Origin of the sequence: Cryobacterium sp. N22 (assembly GCF_002929555.1) — a bacterium.
In the GTDB taxonomy this organism is placed as follows: Bacteria; Actinomycetota; Actinomycetes; order Actinomycetales; family Microbacteriaceae; genus Cryobacterium.
On record NZ_PJJP01000027.1, the window covers coordinates 38,939 to 55,441 of the forward strand.

Genomic DNA, 16,503 nt, shown 5'->3' on the forward strand with positions numbered 1-16,503 from the left:
CAATCGGTCAGTGCAGCATCCGGCGGGCCGCTGAGCGCCGGCGGATGCGCCAGGGCGAGTACTCCGGCCAGTCCGAGAAGAGCGTGCGACCGGCCCACGCCACCCGGCGGCCGAGCCCGCGCGGGGTCTCGAACGGGCGGGCGGAGATCGCGACCCGCAGGGTGCGGTCGAGGGTGACCGGTTCGTTGCGGCCCAGGTGCATGCTGAAGTCGAGGTCGTCGTGCACATCGGGGCGGGTGCGACGCACGCGGTCCCGGTTGGCGGCCCAGACCTGCCGGCGCATGGCGAAGTTCGACCCGAACAGCGGCGGGTGACCCAGCCAGTACCCCATCCAACGGAAGTAGCCGCCGATGTACAGCCGGTCCCCCAACCACGCCGTGACGGGTCCGCAGTTGTAGAAGTCGCCGGGGCCGGTGTACACCGCGGTGTCGGGATCGGCCGTGAACCGGGCCTCGATCCGCTCCAGCCAGTCCACCGGCGGCACGGAGTCGGCGTCGAGCCGGGCGATCAGGTCGCCGATGGCCGCGTCGTAGCCGGCCGCAGAGGCCGGCCAGATTCCCCGCAGCGGTTCGGTGACCAGGCGCACACCGGCGGCGCCGGCCACGGCGGCCGTCGCATCCGTGCTGGCGTTGTCGACCACGATGATCTCGTCGGCCGGCCGGCGCTGCTGGGACAGGGCGCGCAAGCAGGTGCGCAGGAAGTCGACGTCGTTGTAAACCGGGATGACCACCGAGATGGTGACCGGGGTGCGAGGCGGGCCCGGGTCAGATCTCACGGCAGTGGGTCGTGAGCAGCCCGATCCGGTCGATGGAGACGGTGACGGTCGACCCATCCTTGAGGAACACCTGCGGCTTGCGGCTGTAGCCGGCGCCGCCGGGGCTGCCGGTGGAGATCAGCGTGCCGGGCAGCAGCGTGGAGGTCAGCGACAGGTAGGCGATGATCTCAGCCACCGTGCGCACCATGTCGCCGCTGGACGCGTCCTGCAGGATGCGCCCGTCGACGTGGGTGGTCAGCCAGAGGTTCTGCGGGTCGGCGATCTCATCGGCGGTGACCACCAGTGGGCCGGTGGGGGTGAACCCGTCGAACGACTTGCATCTGGACCACTGCGCCTCGGAGAACTGCAGGTCCCGCGCGGTGATGTCGTTCACGACGGTGTAGCCGAAGACGTAGTCGAGGGCGTTGCGCACCGATACGTTGCGGGCGGGCCGGCCGATGATCACGCCGAGTTCGGCCTCGTAGTCGACCTGGCCGGTGAGGTCGCTGGGCCAGGTGACGATCGACTCGTGACCGGTGAGCGAGTTCGGCCACAGCGAGAACACCGTCGCGGCGGTCTCGCTGCGCAGTTTGAGTTCGGAGGAGTGGGCGGCATAGTTGGCGCCGATCGCGATGATCTGCGGGGGCCGCAACACCGCCGACGAGTGCCGCAGGTCGTCGATGGGGGTGAGGCTGGCACCGTGGGTCAGCGCGTTCGCCGTCAGCGCCCGCACCCTGTCGTACTCCGGGGCGCCTTTTTCGAGGAGGTCCTGGAGGTCGCGCGGGGCGTCGTCGAGCACCTCGTCGAGGAAGAGCGCCGCGTCGTCCACCACGACGGCGAGACGGGGGGTGGATTGGCCTTCAACTCTGAGATGCGCAAACTTCACTTCTTCAGCGTAACCGGCCAGAACCGTTCTCGCCGTGAACCGGCGGCCCGGCCGGTCGTGGTGTGCCGGCCGCCCGCCAGAGGTGCATGCCTGCGTAGCTACGCCACGGTGCCCACACGCTGCCGTAAGCGGCGAGCGCCCTGGCCGTGGCGGGCAGGCCGAGCCGATCGGCCCCCTGGCGCAGGGCGAGGTCGCTGGTGAGCAGGATGTCGGGGCTGCCGAGCACCCGCATGGCCACGTACCCAGCTGTCCACGGCCCGATGTCGGGCAGGGCGGTGAGCCGGGCCTGCAGGTCGTCGCGGGCCTCTCCGACGTCGAGCACGAGATCGCCGGCGGCCAGCGCTTCGGCGACGCGGATGATCGTGTCGATGCGGGCAGCCGGGCCGCGCAGCACCTCGCGGCCGTGTTCGGCAACGCGGGTCGCAGTGGGGAAGAGCAGGTGCGGGGTGGCCGGGTCGGGGCCGGGGTCGCCCGGCACCGGCTCGCCGAGGGCCGCGCTGAGCCGGCCGAGGGCGGTGCGGGCGGCGGCCACAGACACCTGCTGGCCCAGCAGGGCCCGGAACAGGGTCTCCTCGGGGTCGAGGCTGCCCGGCACCCGGATGCCGGGGGTGCTGAGCACCGAGCCGGCCAGCGCCGGGTCGCCGGTCAGGGCGCGATCGATGGCCTGCGCATCCGCGTCGAGGTCGCACAGGCGGCGCACCCGGCTCACCAGCGGGGCGAGGTCGGCGAGGCTGCCCAGCCGGGCGGTGCAGGCGATCGCGGGCGCCTCGCTGGTGCCCGCCAGGGCCAGGTGCAGGGTGGCCCAGCCGTTCGGGAGCCGCAGGGTGCGTTCGTACCCGGTGGCGGCGGACCGTTCGACACCGTCGATGGCCCGCGCGCCCAGGAAGCCGAGCAGGCCCGGCCCATCGAACGGCGCCCGGGCGGGCAGCAGCAGGCTGATCCTCGTGCCGGTGCCGGCCGGGGCTGCGCTGTCAAGATCGGCACGGGCGCCGCGGTCACGGCCGCCGGCCCGCACCCCGGCGCCGGCCCGCAGAGCCGTCGGGGTGCGCTCGTACACCGCGGCGATCGTGTCGTTGAACTGCCGCACGCTGCCGAAACCGGCGGCGAACGCGATGTCGGTGACCGGGAGATCGGTGCTCGTGAGTAGCACGCGAGCGGTCTGCGCGCGGTGGGCGCGGGCCAGTGCGAGAGGGCCGGCGCCGACCTCGGCGACCAGCACCCTGGTGAGGTGCCGTGGCGTGTAGCCGAGCCGGTGTGCCAGCCCCGGCACGCCCTCGCGTTCGACGGTGCCGTCGCCGATGAGTCGCATCGCCCTCGCGGCCAGGTCGTCGCGGATGTTCCACGCCGGCGACCCCGGCACGGCATCGGGCAGGCAGCGTTTGCACGCCCGCAGTCCCGCGTCATGGGCCGCGGCGGCCGTGAGGTAGAACGACACATTGCCGGGCTTGGGCGTCACGGCCGGGCAGCTCGGCCGGCAATAGATGCCCGTGGAGTGCACACCGGTGATGAACTGCCCGTCGAAGCGGGCGTCGCGGGACGACATGGCCCGGTACCGTTCGGCGAAGACCGGGTCGTCGACGTTGCCCCGCGCCGAACCGCCGGCCGGGCCGGTCCGACGGGAACGGGCCAGGGGGAGCGCTGCGCCGGGGGAGCTGGTCGGTGTTGTCACCCATCCAGACTGCCACGCGACCGACCCGATCGGTAGCGGAAATCGGACACCGCCGTGCTGGGCCGGATCTGGGCCGGAAACAGCCGGTTCGAACCGGTCCGGTCCCCGTAAACTGGCGGGCATGACCCTCGACCCAACCGGCCGACCTCTCGCCGTGCCCGTGCAGGACGCTCCCATTCAGACACCGGTGTGGAGTTCGCCGGTGCGGCGCACGAGCTTGAGCACGATCGTGTGGGCGAGCGTCGGTATCGTGGTCGCCGCGCTCGCGTTGCTGCTGGTGCTGGTGTACCTCTCGACCTTCCTCGGTCCAGGTGCCCTGCTGATCTGCCTGCTGCTGGCGCTGGTGCCGCTCACCCTGGTGCTGCTGACGGTGCGCTGGATCGACCGGTGGGAGCCGGAACCCCGGCCGGCCCTCTGGTTCGCCTTCCTCTGGGGTGCCGGTGTCTCGATCGTGACGGCGCTGGTGTTCGACCTCGGTGTGCAGATCGTCGTCGCGACCAGCGGGGTGGCCCGCCCGGCGGGCGACTTCACGGCCGCCGTCATCCAGGCGCCGCTCGTGGAGGAGTCGGCGAAGGGCTTTGGGATCCTGCTGCTGTTCTGGGTGATCCGCGGCCAGTTCAACGGTCCGATCGACGGAGTCGTCTACGCGGCCATGATCGCCGCCGGCTTCGCCTTCTCGGAGAACATCCAGTACTTCGGGGTGGCGATGCTCGACGGCGGAATCACCGACCTCGGCGTGACCTTCCTCCTGCGCGGGGTGATCTCGCCGTTCGCGCACGTGCTGTTCACGGCCTGCACCGGCCTGGCCATCGGCCTCGCCGCCCGGCGCGCGAGCGGGTCCAGCTATCTCGGCGTCGTCTTCATCGGCCTGACCGCCGCGGTGCTGCTGCACGCGCTGTGGAACGGGGCGTTCTTCTTCCTCACCGACGACGCCTCCCTGGTGGGCTACTACTTCCTCGTGCAGGTGCCGATGTTCCTCGGTGCGATCCTGGCCGTGGTCATGCTGCGGCGCAAAGAGGAGACCCTGACGGTGCAACGGCTCGGCGACTATGCCGCTGTGGGCTGGTTCACCCCCGCCGAGGTGGCGATGCTGGCCACTCCGCGCGGCCGGCGCCAGGCGCGCGCGTGGGCGCACGGTCAACCGCAGGCGCGTCGCCTGGCGATGAACCGGTTCATCATCGATGCCACCCGGTTGGCTTCGGTGCGGCAACGACTGGTGAGCGCCCAGCTGCGTCCATCCCGTCGCGCCGGCGGAGCGGCCCGTGCGGGTGCGACCCCCGACCAGGTGGAGGAGGCCCGGCTTCTGGGTCTGCTGATGAGCGACCGCGCCGAGGTCGTCGGCTGACGTACCGGTCACAACGAGTGCCGGTCACTACGCCCACGAGAAAACTCGCCGCCCGGTGGTGTGGCACTGCCGACAACTCTCCCGGTGCGGCGAGTTTCTATGCACTAAGAGTGCACCTGCCGTCGGCGTTCGCGCAAGGGGGAATTTCCGGGTGTGCGTCGGGACCCGGAATCCGATTGGATGGTCTCATGACTGATTTGAACTCCAAGCCCGAACTCGACTTCCCGGAGGGCCCCGCGCCCGAACAGCTCGACATCGTCGACATCGTGGTAGGTGACGGGGCCGAGGCCACCGCCGGCGCCACCGTCGACGTGCACTACCTCGGTGTCGAATACGACACCGGCGAAGAATTCGACTCGTCCTGGAACCGGGGCCAGTCGATCAACTTCCCGCTGGGCTCCCTCATCGCCGGCTGGCAGCAGGGTATCCCCGGCATGAAGGTGGGCGGCCGACGCAAGCTCACCGTGCCGCCGCACCTGGCCTACGGCCCGGCCGGATCCGGCCACCGCTTGTCCGGCAAGACCCTGATCTTCGTGATCGACCTGAACGGCGTCAGCTAGATCGTTCGATTCGCACGTGCTTGATTCGTGAGTAGTGGCCCCGGAGATGCTGACGGCACTCCGGGGCACTTCTCATTGTGCGGCCAGCAGCCGGCCGTGACCTGCCACTCTCCTCTGCCTGACGGGCTGGTGTGAGTGCGAAAATGGGCCTCGCGTTCAACGCGACCGCGCGCCGATAATGGGACATGATCTCAATCGACTGTGCTCGTGCCCTGCAGCAGGCCGGATTGTCCTGGCATCCCGCGTCGGGTGACTCGTTCCGCATCGAACGTCCAGGCTTCGACTCCGAGGTCTTCACGGTCAGCGAGATGACCATCGAGGCGCATGAGTTCGACACCGGCACCATCCTCGGTTTCAACGGAACGACGGAGTGGGCGCTGGATTCGCTCGCGCTCGAGGACGCCCTGTGGCTGCCGCGGGAGGACCAGATGCGCGCACTCCTGCGCGGCACGTTTCGCGCCCTGCACAGGCTCGGCGACGACCGGTACCGGGTGAGCGTGCACGTGCGCGGCGTGGACGAGGTGTTCGAGGCGGCCACCGCGGCGGATGCCTACGGCACTGCCGTGCTGATGCTCATCGGGCTCTCCGGCGAGGGCCGGGTCGCTCCGGCGGCGGCCAGCGACTAGCGGCTAGTACCGCTCCGGTTCCGGGTCCAGGTCGAACCGGCGACCGCTCAGCTCGGTCGGGGTGATCTCAACCCAGATGTACTTGAGCGTGGGCACGAGCGGCCGGAGCGGGAGCTCGTTGGCGGCATCGATCTCGGCCTGGGTGTCGAGGACCCTGGCGATGCCCTTCACGACGACGCTCCAGGCGTCAGCGCGCCCGATGGCGTCGGTCTCGAGTGCCACCTTGTTGTTCACGGTGAGGGCGAGAAGCTTGGTTCCCTCCGCGGTGCGGAACAGGAGTCGTTTGTCGGCCACCACGAAGTTGAGCGGGAAGATCTCGATGTCGTCCGCGACGGCGGCGGCGAGACGACCGAAGCTCGAGGACAGCAGCAACTCCCAGCACTCGTCCTCGCTGAGAATGCGAACGGGATCAAGGTCGTTGTTGTCCATACCTCATCGTCCCACTTTGCGGTCCACTCGGCGAGTAAGCCGTGTGGACCGCGGCGTGTTGCCCTACGGCCGGGTGTCGGAGTGCAGTTCGGCCGAGTCGGCGGGAGCCTGAACCTGGTTGGAGCGGCGACGCAGCAGCATCACGGCGAAAAGGATTCCACCGGCCAGCAACGCTCCGGCCGCGACCAGGAACACCGGCTGGGCATCCGTTCCGGTCTCGGCCAGCTCGGTGCCATAGCCGGCTCCGCTGCCGCCGCCGCCGGCGGCGACGGGGATCAACGGGTTCGCGGCGGTCGCCGACGGGCTGGGCGTCTGGCCTGCCCCGACGGACGGCGGGGTCGATGAGGGTGTGGGCGTCGGCGTGGTGGTGTCGCCGGGGGTGGGCGTGGGGGTGGGGGTGCTCGTGGAGACCGGAGGCTGTGTCGGGGTGGGGACGACGGTTCCGGCGGGCAGGATCCGGTTCGTCATCGAGGCGGTGCAGGTCAGCGTGGAGCCGCCGCCGTTCACGGAATCGTTGCACTGACGGATGGTCACGGGCAGTGCCGCGCTGACCGTCGACGGATCGACGGTGCAGGTGACGCGGCGGGCGGCCCCGCCGCCGTTGACGGAGGCGTTGCACTGGGTGATGGTGGCCGAAGTGGTCGAGGACACCGGGGCGCAGTTCAGCGTGGGGGCGGGACCTTCCGCACCCGAGCCGTTGCACTGGTTCACGGTCGCGGGTGAGGTCGTGGCATCGCCGGTGATGATGTTCTCCACCGTCACGTTGCAGGTCGCGATCGACCCGCCGCCGTTGGCGGAGTTGTTGCACTGGTCGACGACGGTGGTGGCCGTGGGGAAGCTCACCGGGATATTGGTACACACCAGTTCGCCGACCGCGCCTTCACAGGTGCGCACGGAGATGTCCGAGCGGGACAGCCCCGTGTCGAGGTCGAGGTAGTTCGTGATGGTGACGTCACAGGCGATTTCGTTGCCGCCGCCGTCCTGGATGTAGTTGCACTGGTTGACCGTGCCGGGCACCGGCGCCGCGGAGGCGGGCGCCTGGGTGGTGCCGAGGATCGCGGCAGCGGCGACTACCAGGCCGAACGTGACGGCGAGGCCCCGCCGGAGGAGGACGCCGGGCCGCCCGGCGGCCGGCTTGCCGGCTCTGCGCGGTGAATCGGCGGTGCCGCCGACCTCAGGAATTGATGATGCAGACGAATATGCCGTTGCCATGATGGCCCCCCTTGTCGGGGCCCCGTGACCCCCCTTCTGGTCACGTTATCAGTATCGCCGGGCGACGTTTGTTACAGGGTGCTTACGACACGCCTTGCGGTGGTTCGTCGTCAGCGTTCGCTCGCCGCGCGGACCCTGTCGATCAGGTCCTTCCAGGCGCCGTGCACCTGCGGTTCCGCGAGAACCACCTCGTGTGGTGCGCACCGGATGCGGTACACATAACGGTCTGGCATCGGTGCGCTGTCTTCGGCCTCGTCCCAGGGCAGTTCCTCGAGGAACCGCATCCACGCGGCAGCATCCGGCTGCTCATCGACCTGCACGTCCCAGGTGACCCTGAGCCCAGCGATGCCACCGCTACGTGAGACGACGACCTTCATGGCCCCATGGTACGTCCGGCCGGGTCACGATCGGGGATGTTGGCATGATCGGAGGTGGCTTGCCAGTGAACACCGAACGGTCATTGCCGCGTCACGAGGCCGCTCGCAGCGGATCGAAGACCACGCCCACTCCGTTCCACCCCGCCAGAACCGCGCCGTGCTCGGCGGAGTCCACCCCGTAGCGGGTGATCGCGGCCGTCGCCGTCGCCTGGGCGAAAGCCGCGAAGTCGGCGTTTTCGGTGAGGTGGGGCCCGGTGAGCGTGTCGTACCAGATCTGCCCCGGTGCCTCCCACGCGTTGCCGCCGAGCGCCTCGGCGACCAGGTAGAACGCCCGGTTCGGGATGCCCGAATTGAGGTGCACTCCGCCGTAGTCGTCCTCTGTCTCGATGTAGCCGTCCATCGACGCCGGCTGCGGGTCGGTTCCGAGAACGTCGTCGTCGTAGGCGGTGCCTGGGGCCTTCATCGACCGCAGCGCCTGGCCCTGCACCTGCTCGGTGAAGAGCCCGGCGCCGATCAGCCAGCTTGCCGACTGGGTGTCCTGGCCGGCGGCATATTGCTCGACGAGGGTGCCGAACACATCCGACACCGATTCGTTCAGCGCCCCGGACTGGCCCTGGTAGGCGAGGTTGGCGCTGTACTGGGTGACACCGTGGGTGAGCTCGTGCGCGATCACGCTCAACGAGATCGTGAACCTGTTGAAGACCTCGCCGTCGCCATCACCGAACACCATGCGCTCGCCGTCCCAGAAGGCGTTGTCGTAGTCCCGCCCGTAGTGCACCGTGGCGTCCAGCGGCAGGCCGTGGCCGTCGATGGAGTCGCGCTGGTACTGGCTCCAGTACAGGACATGCGTGTCGCCGAGCCCGGTGTAGGCCTCGTTGACCGCCACGTCGGCGACCGGGGGCTGACCTTCGGTGCGCACGGTGCGGCCGGGGAGCCGCTGCAGCTGACCGGCGTCGCTGATGGTGCGGGTGGTGATCCCGGGCACGGCCTGCACGGGCAGCGTGGGCAGGGCGCTGGTGCGGCGCTCCAGGCGCAGGCTGCGGATGGGGTCGTCGACGCGCAACGATCGCCTGGCGGCCTCGGCCGCCGCCTCGAAGCGGGGGTCCTCGACCGCGGCCAGGTGCTCGAGGAGGTAGGGCGGCACGACTCCGCAGCGAAAGGCTGGGGCGGATCGGCCCTGGCCGGTGGAGTGGCCGTGCGGGTGGCCGGGGAACGGGACGGGGCTCTGAGTCTGGTCTGTGCCTGTCATGGGGTGAGTCTGCCAGCACCGTCCGACATCCGCACCCCTCTCCTGCGGACGCCAGTCGTGCTGGGCCGACCGGTCGTCACATTGCCGACCAGCCGCCGTCCGACGCCAGGACGATGCCGGTCACATTGGCCGAGTCCGCGCTGGCGAGCCAGGTGATGGCGGCGGCGAGCTGCTCCGCCGTGGCCACCGGCGGCAACACATGCTGGAACACCGGGCCGAGCACCGACCCGGCCAGGGGAGAGAGCATCGGGGCCTCGATGTTCGTCTGCACCCCGCCGGGAGCCACGGCGTTGCAGCGGATGCCCTGGGCCGAGTACATCACGGAGGTGTTGCGGGTCAGACCGATCACAGCGTGCTTGGACGCCGTGTAGGCGACCCCGGCCGCTCCGCCGCGCAGGCCGGCCTCGGAGGTGACGTTGACGATGGCGCCGCCGCCGCCGGCCACCATGACCGGCAGGGCACCGCGGATGAGACGCATCATGCCGGTCACGTTGATGCCGAAGACACGCTCCCAGGTGGCGTCGTCGACCTCGGCGACCGGCAGGAAGCCGTCCATGACACCCGCGACGTTGGCGAGAACGTCGATGCGGCCGTTCGCCGCGGCGACCAGCCGGGTGGTGGTGTCCTCGTGACTGATGTCACCGTCGACGGTGACGATGTCGAGGTCGCCGTACTGGTCGAGGAGCTCCTGCAGCCGGGCGGGAACCACGTCGCCGGCGATCACTCTGGCGCCCTCCTGGGCCAGTCGAACGGCTGTCGACTTCCCGATCCCGGAGCCGGCTCCGGTGACGATGGCGGTCTGGCCGGCGAACCGGCCCGGGGTCACGGCTGTATCCATCGGAGTGCTCCTTTGCAGATCTTCCTCGGGTGCGGCGTGGCGCCGACGCACCAGTCATAGCACCGTCTGGCCGCCTCGGCGCGGGGCCGACGGATGCGGGGACTCCGGCCGGTGTGCAGCCCCGCCGGTTTGTAGACTGCGGGTATGCGCCACGGAATCGTCATCCTGCCCCAGTTCGACTGGCCCCAGGCCCGCCGGAAATGGCAGGGCGCCGAGCAGTACGGCTTCGACCATGCCTGGACCTACGACCACCTGTCCTGGCGCAGCCTCGCCGATCAGCCGTGGCAGGCCACCATCCCCACCCTGGCGGCCGCCGCGGCCGTCACCGACCGGATCCGGCTGGGCACCTTCGTCGCCTCACCGAATTTTCGGCATCCGGTGCCGTTCGCCAAGGAGATCGCCACCGTCGATGACATTTCCGGCGGGCGGATGCTTCTCGGTGTGGGATCGGGCGGAACGGGTTTCGACGCGTTTGTGCTCGGGCAACCGGCCTACACGCCCCGGCAGCGGCACGAGAGGTTCGCCGAGTTCGTCGCCGACCTCGATCTGCTGCTGCGCCACGAGGAGCCGGGAGCGGGCGGCTTCAGCTTCTCGGGCGACTGGTTCACCGCGGTGGACGCCCGCATGGTGGGCCGGCCGGCCCAGAACCCCCGGGTTCCGTTCGTGATCGCCGCCAACGGTCCGAAGGGCCTCAAGCTCGTGGCCGAGCACGCGGCGGGCTGGGTGACCACGGGCGCGGACGGCGCCGTGGGCGAGGAGTGGTGGAGCGCGGTCGCGGGGCTGGTGCGCCGGCTGGAGGACACCCTCGCCGCGGCGGGCCGGGAGCCGGGCACGCTGGACCGTTACCTCTCGCTTGACAGCGGCGGGGCGTACTCGCTGCAGAGTGTCGGCGCCTTCGACGACGCCGTCGGCCGGGCCGGCGAGCTCGGCTTCACCGACGTGATCAGCCACTGGCCCCGGCCCGACGGCATCTACGCCGGCTCGGAATCGGTCCTCGACGAGGTCGCCGCCCGCCTGGCCTAGCTGCGGCCGACACCCGCGCGCGCTGCAGCAGGCCCGCCGAGATGACACTTTGCGCCCATCCGGAGCCCCAGAAAGGGCCTGAAGTGGCATCTCGCGGGAAGGGCTGTCGGCGAGATGGCACTTCGCGCCCCTTCGAAGCCCCGGAAGGGGCCTGAACTGGCAACTCGCGTGGCCGCCGGAGTGCGCGCATCGCAGCAGGCCCGCCGAGCCGCCGCAAAGTGCCCCCTCCGGGCGCGCGAAGAGGCACTTTGACGCAACTCGGCGCAGCACGCTTCGTCGAGTCGCCGCATTGTGCCCCTTCAGGGCGGTCGAAGGGTCATCTTGCGGCAAGTCGGTGCCCAGCGGACTGGCAGAGTGGGCTGACCGGGCGGGCGCGCGGTGTCCGCTACACGTCGATGCGGTAGCCGCGCTTGATCACCGTGGCGACCAGCGCCGGCACCGGCAGGGCCTGGCGCAGCCGGCTGATGGCCACGTCGACGGCGTGGTCGTCCTGGATCTCGGGCAGCGCCGCCGTCAGATCGGCGCGGGAGAGCACCGACCCCCGCGCGGCGAGCAGTGCGCGCAGAAGGGTGAGCGACGTCGGCGGCAGCACGGCGGGTGCGCCGGCGACCGACACGCGCCGTCCGCGCAGTTCCACCGGCCCGTGCCGGCTGTCCAGGCGCAGAACGCGTTCGTCGGCGAGGTAGTCGCAGACCAGCTTGATCAGCGCGCCCATGCGGAATCGTTCGGGCACGATCGGGGTGATACCGGCCGCGAGCAGGGGCGCGGCGGTGACGTGCCCGACCGCGGCGGCCACCACGGGACCGCGCAGGGCCTCTTGCAGCGCTTCGAGCCGGCCCACGCCATCCGCAGCGCCGAAGAGCGCCTCGACAGCGGGTGCGCTGGTGAAGGTGACGGCGTCAAGCGACCCCGTGCAGATCGCGTCGATGAGCTTGAGCACCCGGCTGGAGTCGTCGGGCAGCAGCCACCGGTACGGCGCGACGGTGAGAACCGTGGCGCCGGCCTCCTGCAGACGCTGGATCTGGGACTCGTCGGTGAAGCCGTGCAGTTGCACGGCCACCGTCAGCCCGGCCGCGCCCTCGCCGAGCACCTTGTCCACGAGCGAGCTGGTGGTTTCCTCGTCGCTCATGCCGGAGTCGTCCAGGTCGGCGGCGCGGATGGCGCCGCGAGCCTTGGGCCCGCGCACGAAGATGCGGCTGTTCTCGAGGGTCTCGGTGAGGGCATGGCCGAGCCCGGCCGCATCCGCCGCTTCGAGCCAGCGACGGATGCCGTACGACGTTGTCGCCAGCAGGATGTCCGGCCGGCTGGCGATGATCGTGGCGGTGTCGGCGGTGATCTGCGAGTCGTCGGCCGCGGCCGCAATGCGGATGGCGGGGGCATGCATGACGTCGGCGCCGCGCCGTTCAAACGCGGCGATGAGGTCTTCGCTCCGGCGGTCGGAGGTGACTCCGATGCGGAAGCCCTCGAGCTGGTCCGGCCGGAAGCCGGGCAGCCCCGCTTCTGTTCCGATGTCGTTAACGGTGTCTCCGATGGTTCTGGTGGCTGAGGTGTCAGGCAGGGTTACCTCTGGCCTGAGAGTGTAGCGGCGTTTGCGAGCACTTCAACGGCCGCGGCGTCGTCGCGCTGGGCCAGCCGCACGACCTCGCCGATCACGAGCACGGCGGGGGAGCGGGCGCCGACCTCGCCGGCGACCCTCACCACGGTTTCGATGTCGGCAACGGTGGTTCGCTGGTGCGAGGAGAAACCGCGCTCGATGATGGCGATGGGCATGTCGGCACGCATCCCGTGCCGAGCCAGCCCGCTGGCCAGGTGCGGCAGCGTGCCCACGCCCATCAGCACCACGACGGTGCCGCCCAGGCCCACCAGGTGGGCCAGCTCCTCCTCGCTGAGCGGCACGTGGCCGCTGAGCACCGTGAACAGGCGGGAGACGTCGCGGTGGGTGACCGGGATGCCCGCCAGCGCCGGCACGGAGATGGCGCTGGTGACTCCGGAGATGACGGTGACCGGCACGCCGGCGGCACGACAGGCGGCCATTTCTTCGCCGCCGCGGCCGAACACGAACGGGTCGCCGCCCTTGAGCCGCACCACGGTGAGGCCGGCGCGGGCGCTCGTCACGAGCAGCTGCTCGATCTCGGCCTGCGGTACGGCGTGGTGGCCCGGATGCTTGCCCACGTTCACCAGTTCGGCGCCGGGCGCCCACTCGTCGAGTCTGTCGTGCGGGCCGAGCCTGTCGTAGTACACGATGTCGGCGCCGCGGAGCGCGGTGAGCGCGGCGACGGTGAGCAGGTCGTCGTCGCCGGGCCCGCCGCCGACGAGGGTGACGTGGCCGGGCCGGGACACCGGGGCGGCCGCCTCGCGGGTGAGCCAGACGGCCTTCTCGGCGCACACGGCCACGAGCAGCGATTCGTCGTGTGCGGGCAGGTCGACGACCACGACGAGGTCCACGGCCGAGACCAGGTCGCGCCAGCCGCTCGGCGAGTGTGGCCAGGTCACGGCGCGGACGTGCTGGTTGGGCACCTCGTAGGTGTCCGCGGCGAGATAGAGCACGGCGCCCGCGGCACGGTACCGGGCGATGACCCGGCGGGCGGGGCGGCTCCCGCCGATGATGAGCACGCGGCGACCGGTCACGTTCAGACCGATGTCGAGGGTCGGATTCGGCATGATCCTATTCTCCGTCTTCTCTCGGGGTGTGAGCGGTTGTGTGTCGCCCGGTGTCGTTCCGGCCGGCCGGCCGCAGGGGGATCCGGGCGCCGGAGAGCAGCACCGGGCCGGTGGCCGGGGCGGCGTCGTCGGGCTCGTTGACGCTGACACCGAAGAAGTCCGCACCGGTCTGCACGGCATCTGCCGGTGCCGTACCCGCCAGCGCCGCATCCGCCAGTGCCGCGCTCGTGTGCGCCTCGCGCTCGCCGGGCCAGGCCGGGCGCGGCTGGCCGCGCTCGAGCACCTGCACGATGGCCGGGTCGGGGGTGGTCGGTGCGTTCACGAACGAGCGGAACCGGCGCAGCCGCTCCGGGTCCTTCAGGGTCGCCGCCCACTCGTCCTCGTAGCTGCCCACGTGCGCGGCCATGGCCAGTTCGAGTTCAGCGGCCAGGCCCAGGCTGTCGTTCACGACCACGTCGCGCACGTGCTCGAGCCCGCCGGGCAGCTCCTCCTGCCAGCGCGCGGTGCGCTGCAGCCGGTCGCCGGTGCGGATGTAGTACATCAGGTACCGGTCGATATAGGCGATCAGGGTGTCGTCGTCGAGATCCTGCGCGAGCAGTTGCGCGTGCGCCGGCTGGAAGCCGCCGTTCCCGCCCACGTAGAGGTTCCAGCCCACATCGGTGGCGATGATGCCGATGTCCTTGCCGCGGGCCTCGGCGCACTCGCGGGCGCAGCCGGAGACGCCGAGCTTGAACTTGTGCGGCGACCGCAGCCCCCGGTAGCGCAGCTCCAACTGGATCGCCATCGACACCGAATCCTGCACCCCGAACCGGCACCAGGTGCTGCCCACACAGCTCTTCACGGTGCGCAAGCTTTTGCCGTAGGCCTGGCCGGACTCGAAGCCGGCGTCGACCAGGATCGTCCAGATCTCGGGCAGCTGCTCGAGGCGGGCGCCGAACAGGTCGATGCGCTGACCGCCGGTGATCTTCGTATAGAGGTTGTACTGCTCCGCGACCTCGGCGATCACCTTGAGCTTGGCCGGGGTGATCTCGCCGCCCGGGATGCGCGGCACCACCGAGTAGGTGCCGTCCTTCTGCATGTTGGCCAGGGCGCGGTCGTTGGTGTCCTGCAGGCCGCCACGGCCGGCATCCAGCACGTAGCCGTTGGTCTGGGTGGCCAGGATCGACGCGATCGTGGGCTTGCAGATGTCGCAGCCGAGGCCGGTGCCGAAGCGCTCCATGATGTCGTCGAACGAGGTGAGCTGCAGGATCCGCACGCTCTCGAACAGTTCGCTGCGGCTGAACGCGATGTGCTCGCAGAGGGCCTTGGAGACCTCGATGCCGGACTTACGCAGTTCGGTCTCGAGGATCTTCTTGACCAGCGGAACGCAGGAGCCGCACTGGGTGCCGGCGCGGGTGCAGGCCTTGAGCGGGCCGAGTTCGGTGCAGGCCTCGCCGTGGTCGCCGCGGACGGCCGCGCGCACCGCGCCGACCGACACGTTGTTGCAAGAGCAGAGCTGCACGTCGTCGGGCAGGTCGCTGTTCGCGGGCGGTTCGGCGCCGGCGGCGGAAAGGTAGGCGCCGGGCTCGGCGGGGAGCTCCCGGCCGAGCAGCGGCCGGAGCGACGTGTACGGCGAGGCGTCGCCGACGAAGATACCGCCGAGCAGGGTCTTGGCATCTCCGGTGACGACGATCTTTTGGTAGAGGCCGCGGGCCGGGTCGGCGTAGACCACCTCGAGGGAGTGTTCGGTGCGGCCTAGGGCGTCGCCGAAACTGGCGACCTCCACCCCGGAGAGCTTGAGCTTGGTGGCGTCGTCGATGCCGGGGAAGACGGCTTCGCCGCCGTGCAGCCGGTCGGCGGTGACCTCGGCCATGGCATTGGCCGGGGCGACCAGGCCCACGCAGACACCGTCGATGCTGGCGACCTCGCCGATGGCCCAGATGCCGGCCGCCGAGGTGCGGCAGTCGTCGCCGATCACGATGCCGCCGCGCGGGCCGAGCTCCAGGCCCGCGGCGCGGGCGAGCTCGTCGCGGGGGGTGATGCCGATGGAGAAGACCACGAGGTCGGCATGCAGCTGACTGCCGTTGGTGAGCGAGACACCGAGCACCCGGCCGGTGGGGGAGCGCAGGATCTCGGTGGGCCGCGTGCCGAGCGCCAGGGTGATGCCCTGCGCGCCGATCAGTCGGCCGAGCGCCTGGCCGGCACCCTCGTCGAGCTGGGCCGACATCAACCAGTTGCCCGAGTGCACCAGGGTGGATGCGGCGCCGAGCCTGGCGAGACCGCCGGCGGCCTCGAGTCCGAGCAGCCCGCCGCCGACGACGACGACGTTGGCCGGACGGCCCAGGCGCTCCCGCAGCCGGCCGATCTCGCCGACGAGGAAGTCGACGTCTTCGAGGGTGCGGTAGACGTGGCCGGCCTCGGCGCCGGGGATGGGCGGCACTGTGGCGGCGGAGCCGGTGGCGAAGACGAGGTCGTCGTACGGCACCCGTTCGCCGTCGGCGAGGGTGATCGCCTGGGCCGCGGCGTCGAGGCCGACCACGGTGCTGCCGCCGCGGTAGCTGATCGCCTCGGCGTCCCACAGGGCGGTGTCGCCGAGGGTGAGGTCTTCGGAATCGACCAGCCGGCGGGACAGCGCCACCCTGTCGTAGGGCAGGTGCGGTTCCTCGCCGAACACGGTCACGGTGTGGCCGACGGTTCCGGCAGCCGTGGCGCGGGCGGCCATCGCCTCGGTGAACCGGTGCGCGGCGGGGCCGCCTCCGATCACCACGACGCGTCGGGGCGTGCCGGTGCCTTCGGCGGGGCCGGCCGCGGCGGGGGTGACGTGGTCCATGGGAGTGTGCCTTCCGAGTGGTGAGCTGTTCAGTCAGCCTAAATTTCGGCGATTTCCCGACCGTG

The 16,503-nt window shown here is 70.7% G+C and carries 16 protein-coding genes; 5 read left to right on the forward strand and 11 right to left on the reverse strand.

Translation table 11 applies throughout. The features are described from left to right. Positions 1-7 precede the first annotated feature (7 nt). From CXY76_RS04855 to CXY76_RS04865, 3 genes are read right to left on the reverse strand one after another with little or no spacing between them, the layout of a single operon-like run. Positions 8-775, reverse strand: coding sequence for a glycosyltransferase family 2 protein (locus tag CXY76_RS04855; RefSeq protein WP_233199577.1), 768 nt, complete (start codon positions 773-775; stop codon positions 8-10). Beyond that, positions 765-1,640, reverse strand: a complete 876-nt coding sequence (locus CXY76_RS04860) for a fumarylacetoacetate hydrolase family protein (RefSeq protein WP_104163121.1) — start codon at positions 1,638-1,640, stop codon at positions 765-767. The genes CXY76_RS04855 and CXY76_RS04860 overlap by 11 nt, the downstream gene beginning before the upstream one ends. 4 nt (positions 1,641-1,644) lie before the next feature. Beyond that, positions 1,645-3,183: an AlkA N-terminal domain-containing protein gene (locus tag CXY76_RS04865; RefSeq protein ID WP_199190199.1), complete on the reverse strand. Its 1,539-nt coding sequence runs from the start codon at positions 3,181-3,183 to the stop codon at positions 1,645-1,647. Between the two features lie 247 nt (positions 3,184-3,430). Here CXY76_RS04865 and CXY76_RS04870 point away from each other — a divergent pair, with 247 nt between their 5' ends. The 3 genes from CXY76_RS04870 to CXY76_RS04880 all read left to right on the forward strand — a co-directional run bounded on the left by CXY76_RS04870 (position 3,431) and on the right by CXY76_RS04880 (position 5,840). Continuing rightward, the gene (locus tag CXY76_RS04870) at positions 3,431-4,654 is read left to right on the forward strand and encodes a PrsW family intramembrane metalloprotease (RefSeq protein WP_158253838.1); all 1,224 of its coding nucleotides are present in this window, start codon (positions 3,431-3,433) and stop codon (positions 4,652-4,654) included. A 188-nt stretch (positions 4,655-4,842) separates the two neighbouring features. Then, positions 4,843-5,214 carry an FKBP-type peptidyl-prolyl cis-trans isomerase gene (locus tag CXY76_RS04875; RefSeq protein ID WP_103431237.1) on the forward strand — a complete coding sequence of 124 codons (372 nt, stop codon included), beginning with the start codon at positions 4,843-4,845 and terminating at the stop codon, positions 5,212-5,214. A 185-nt stretch (positions 5,215-5,399) separates the two neighbouring features. Then, a complete protein-coding gene (locus CXY76_RS04880; protein ID WP_104163123.1) occupies positions 5,400-5,840 on the forward strand; it encodes a hypothetical protein in 441 nt (146 codons plus the stop codon). 3 nt (positions 5,841-5,843) lie between these two features. Here the strand turns inward: CXY76_RS04880 and CXY76_RS04885 are convergent, their stop codons facing one another. From CXY76_RS04885 to CXY76_RS04910, 5 genes are all read right to left on the reverse strand, one after another. Continuing rightward, positions 5,844-6,269: a pyridoxamine 5'-phosphate oxidase family protein gene (locus tag CXY76_RS04885; protein WP_104163124.1), complete on the reverse strand. Its 426-nt coding sequence runs from the start codon at positions 6,267-6,269 to the stop codon at positions 5,844-5,846. A gap of 63 nt (positions 6,270-6,332) precedes the next feature. After that, on the reverse strand, positions 6,333-7,481 hold the full coding sequence (locus CXY76_RS19180; protein ID WP_146073367.1) for an LPXTG cell wall anchor domain-containing protein: 1,149 nt from the start codon (positions 7,479-7,481) through the stop codon (positions 6,333-6,335). 110 nt (positions 7,482-7,591) lie between these two features. Beyond that, positions 7,592-7,858 carry a protealysin inhibitor emfourin gene (locus tag CXY76_RS04900; RefSeq protein ID WP_103459469.1) on the reverse strand — a complete coding sequence of 89 codons (267 nt, stop codon included), beginning with the start codon at positions 7,856-7,858 and terminating at the stop codon, positions 7,592-7,594. 91 nt (positions 7,859-7,949) lie between these two features. Then, positions 7,950-9,107, reverse strand: coding sequence for a M4 family metallopeptidase (locus CXY76_RS04905; protein WP_104163127.1), 1,158 nt, complete (start codon positions 9,105-9,107; stop codon positions 7,950-7,952). A gap of 76 nt (positions 9,108-9,183) precedes the next feature. Next, positions 9,184-9,945, reverse strand: coding sequence for an SDR family NAD(P)-dependent oxidoreductase (locus tag CXY76_RS04910; protein WP_104163128.1), 762 nt, complete (start codon positions 9,943-9,945; stop codon positions 9,184-9,186). Positions 9,946-10,089: 144 nt separating this feature from the next. Between CXY76_RS04910 and CXY76_RS04915 the strand changes: the two genes are divergently transcribed. Then, the gene (locus tag CXY76_RS04915) at positions 10,090-10,968 is read left to right on the forward strand and encodes an LLM class flavin-dependent oxidoreductase (RefSeq protein ID WP_104163129.1); all 879 of its coding nucleotides are present in this window, start codon (positions 10,090-10,092) and stop codon (positions 10,966-10,968) included. Between the two features lie 385 nt (positions 10,969-11,353). On the opposite strand, the gene CXY76_RS04920 is transcribed toward CXY76_RS04915, so the two are convergent. Further along, on the reverse strand, positions 11,354-12,421 hold the full coding sequence (locus CXY76_RS04920; protein WP_233199581.1) for a uroporphyrinogen-III synthase: 1,068 nt from the start codon (positions 12,419-12,421) through the stop codon (positions 11,354-11,356). On the opposite strand from CXY76_RS04920, the gene CXY76_RS19635 reads away from it, so the two are divergent. Further along, complete coding sequence (locus tag CXY76_RS19635) at positions 12,347-12,514, forward strand: hypothetical protein (RefSeq protein WP_233199578.1); 168 nt, start codon at positions 12,347-12,349, stop codon at positions 12,512-12,514. The genes CXY76_RS04920 and CXY76_RS19635 overlap by 75 nt on opposite strands. Before the next feature lie 14 nt (positions 12,515-12,528). On the opposite strand, the gene cobA is transcribed toward CXY76_RS19635, so the two are convergent. Continuing rightward, positions 12,529-13,629, reverse strand: a complete 1,101-nt coding sequence (cobA, locus tag CXY76_RS04925; protein WP_104163131.1) for a uroporphyrinogen-III C-methyltransferase — start codon at positions 13,627-13,629, stop codon at positions 12,529-12,531. A 4-nt stretch (positions 13,630-13,633) separates the two neighbouring features. Continuing rightward, on the reverse strand, positions 13,634-16,438 hold the full coding sequence (gene nirB, locus CXY76_RS04930) for a nitrite reductase large subunit NirB (protein WP_233199579.1): 2,805 nt from the start codon (positions 16,436-16,438) through the stop codon (positions 13,634-13,636). Between the last annotated feature and the right edge of the window lie 65 nt (positions 16,439-16,503).

Bases quoted from the DNA above. Each gene is read 5' to 3' on its own strand.
- CXY76_RS04865 (WP_199190199.1), bottom strand. From the start codon at position 3,183: ATGTCGTCCCGCGACGCCCGCTTCGACGGGCAGTTCATCACCGGTGTG.
- CXY76_RS04870 (WP_158253838.1), top strand. From the start codon at position 3,431: ATGACCCTCGACCCAACCGGCCGACCTCTCGCCGTGCCCGTGCAGGAC.
- CXY76_RS04875 (WP_103431237.1), top strand. From the start codon at position 4,843: ATGACTGATTTGAACTCCAAGCCCGAACTCGACTTCCCGGAGGGCCCC.
- CXY76_RS04880 (WP_104163123.1), top strand. From the start codon at position 5,400: ATGATCTCAATCGACTGTGCTCGTGCCCTGCAGCAGGCCGGATTGTCC.
- CXY76_RS04885 (WP_104163124.1), bottom strand. From the start codon at position 6,269: ATGGACAACAACGACCTTGATCCCGTTCGCATTCTCAGCGAGGACGAG.
- CXY76_RS19180 (WP_146073367.1), bottom strand. From the start codon at position 7,481: ATGGCAACGGCATATTCGTCTGCATCATCAATTCCTGAGGTCGGCGGC.
- CXY76_RS04900 (WP_103459469.1), bottom strand. From the start codon at position 7,858: ATGAAGGTCGTCGTCTCACGTAGCGGTGGCATCGCTGGGCTCAGGGTC.
- CXY76_RS04905 (WP_104163127.1), bottom strand. From the start codon at position 9,107: ATGACAGGCACAGACCAGACTCAGAGCCCCGTCCCGTTCCCCGGCCAC.
- CXY76_RS04910 (WP_104163128.1), bottom strand. From the start codon at position 9,945: ATGGATACAGCCGTGACCCCGGGCCGGTTCGCCGGCCAGACCGCCATC.
- CXY76_RS04915 (WP_104163129.1), top strand. From the start codon at position 10,090: ATGCGCCACGGAATCGTCATCCTGCCCCAGTTCGACTGGCCCCAGGCC.
- CXY76_RS19635 (WP_233199578.1), top strand. From the start codon at position 12,347: ATGCATGACGTCGGCGCCGCGCCGTTCAAACGCGGCGATGAGGTCTTC.
- cobA (WP_104163131.1), bottom strand. From the start codon at position 13,629: ATGCCGAATCCGACCCTCGACATCGGTCTGAACGTGACCGGTCGCCGC.
- nirB (WP_233199579.1), bottom strand. From the start codon at position 16,438: ATGGACCACGTCACCCCCGCCGCGGCCGGCCCCGCCGAAGGCACCGGC.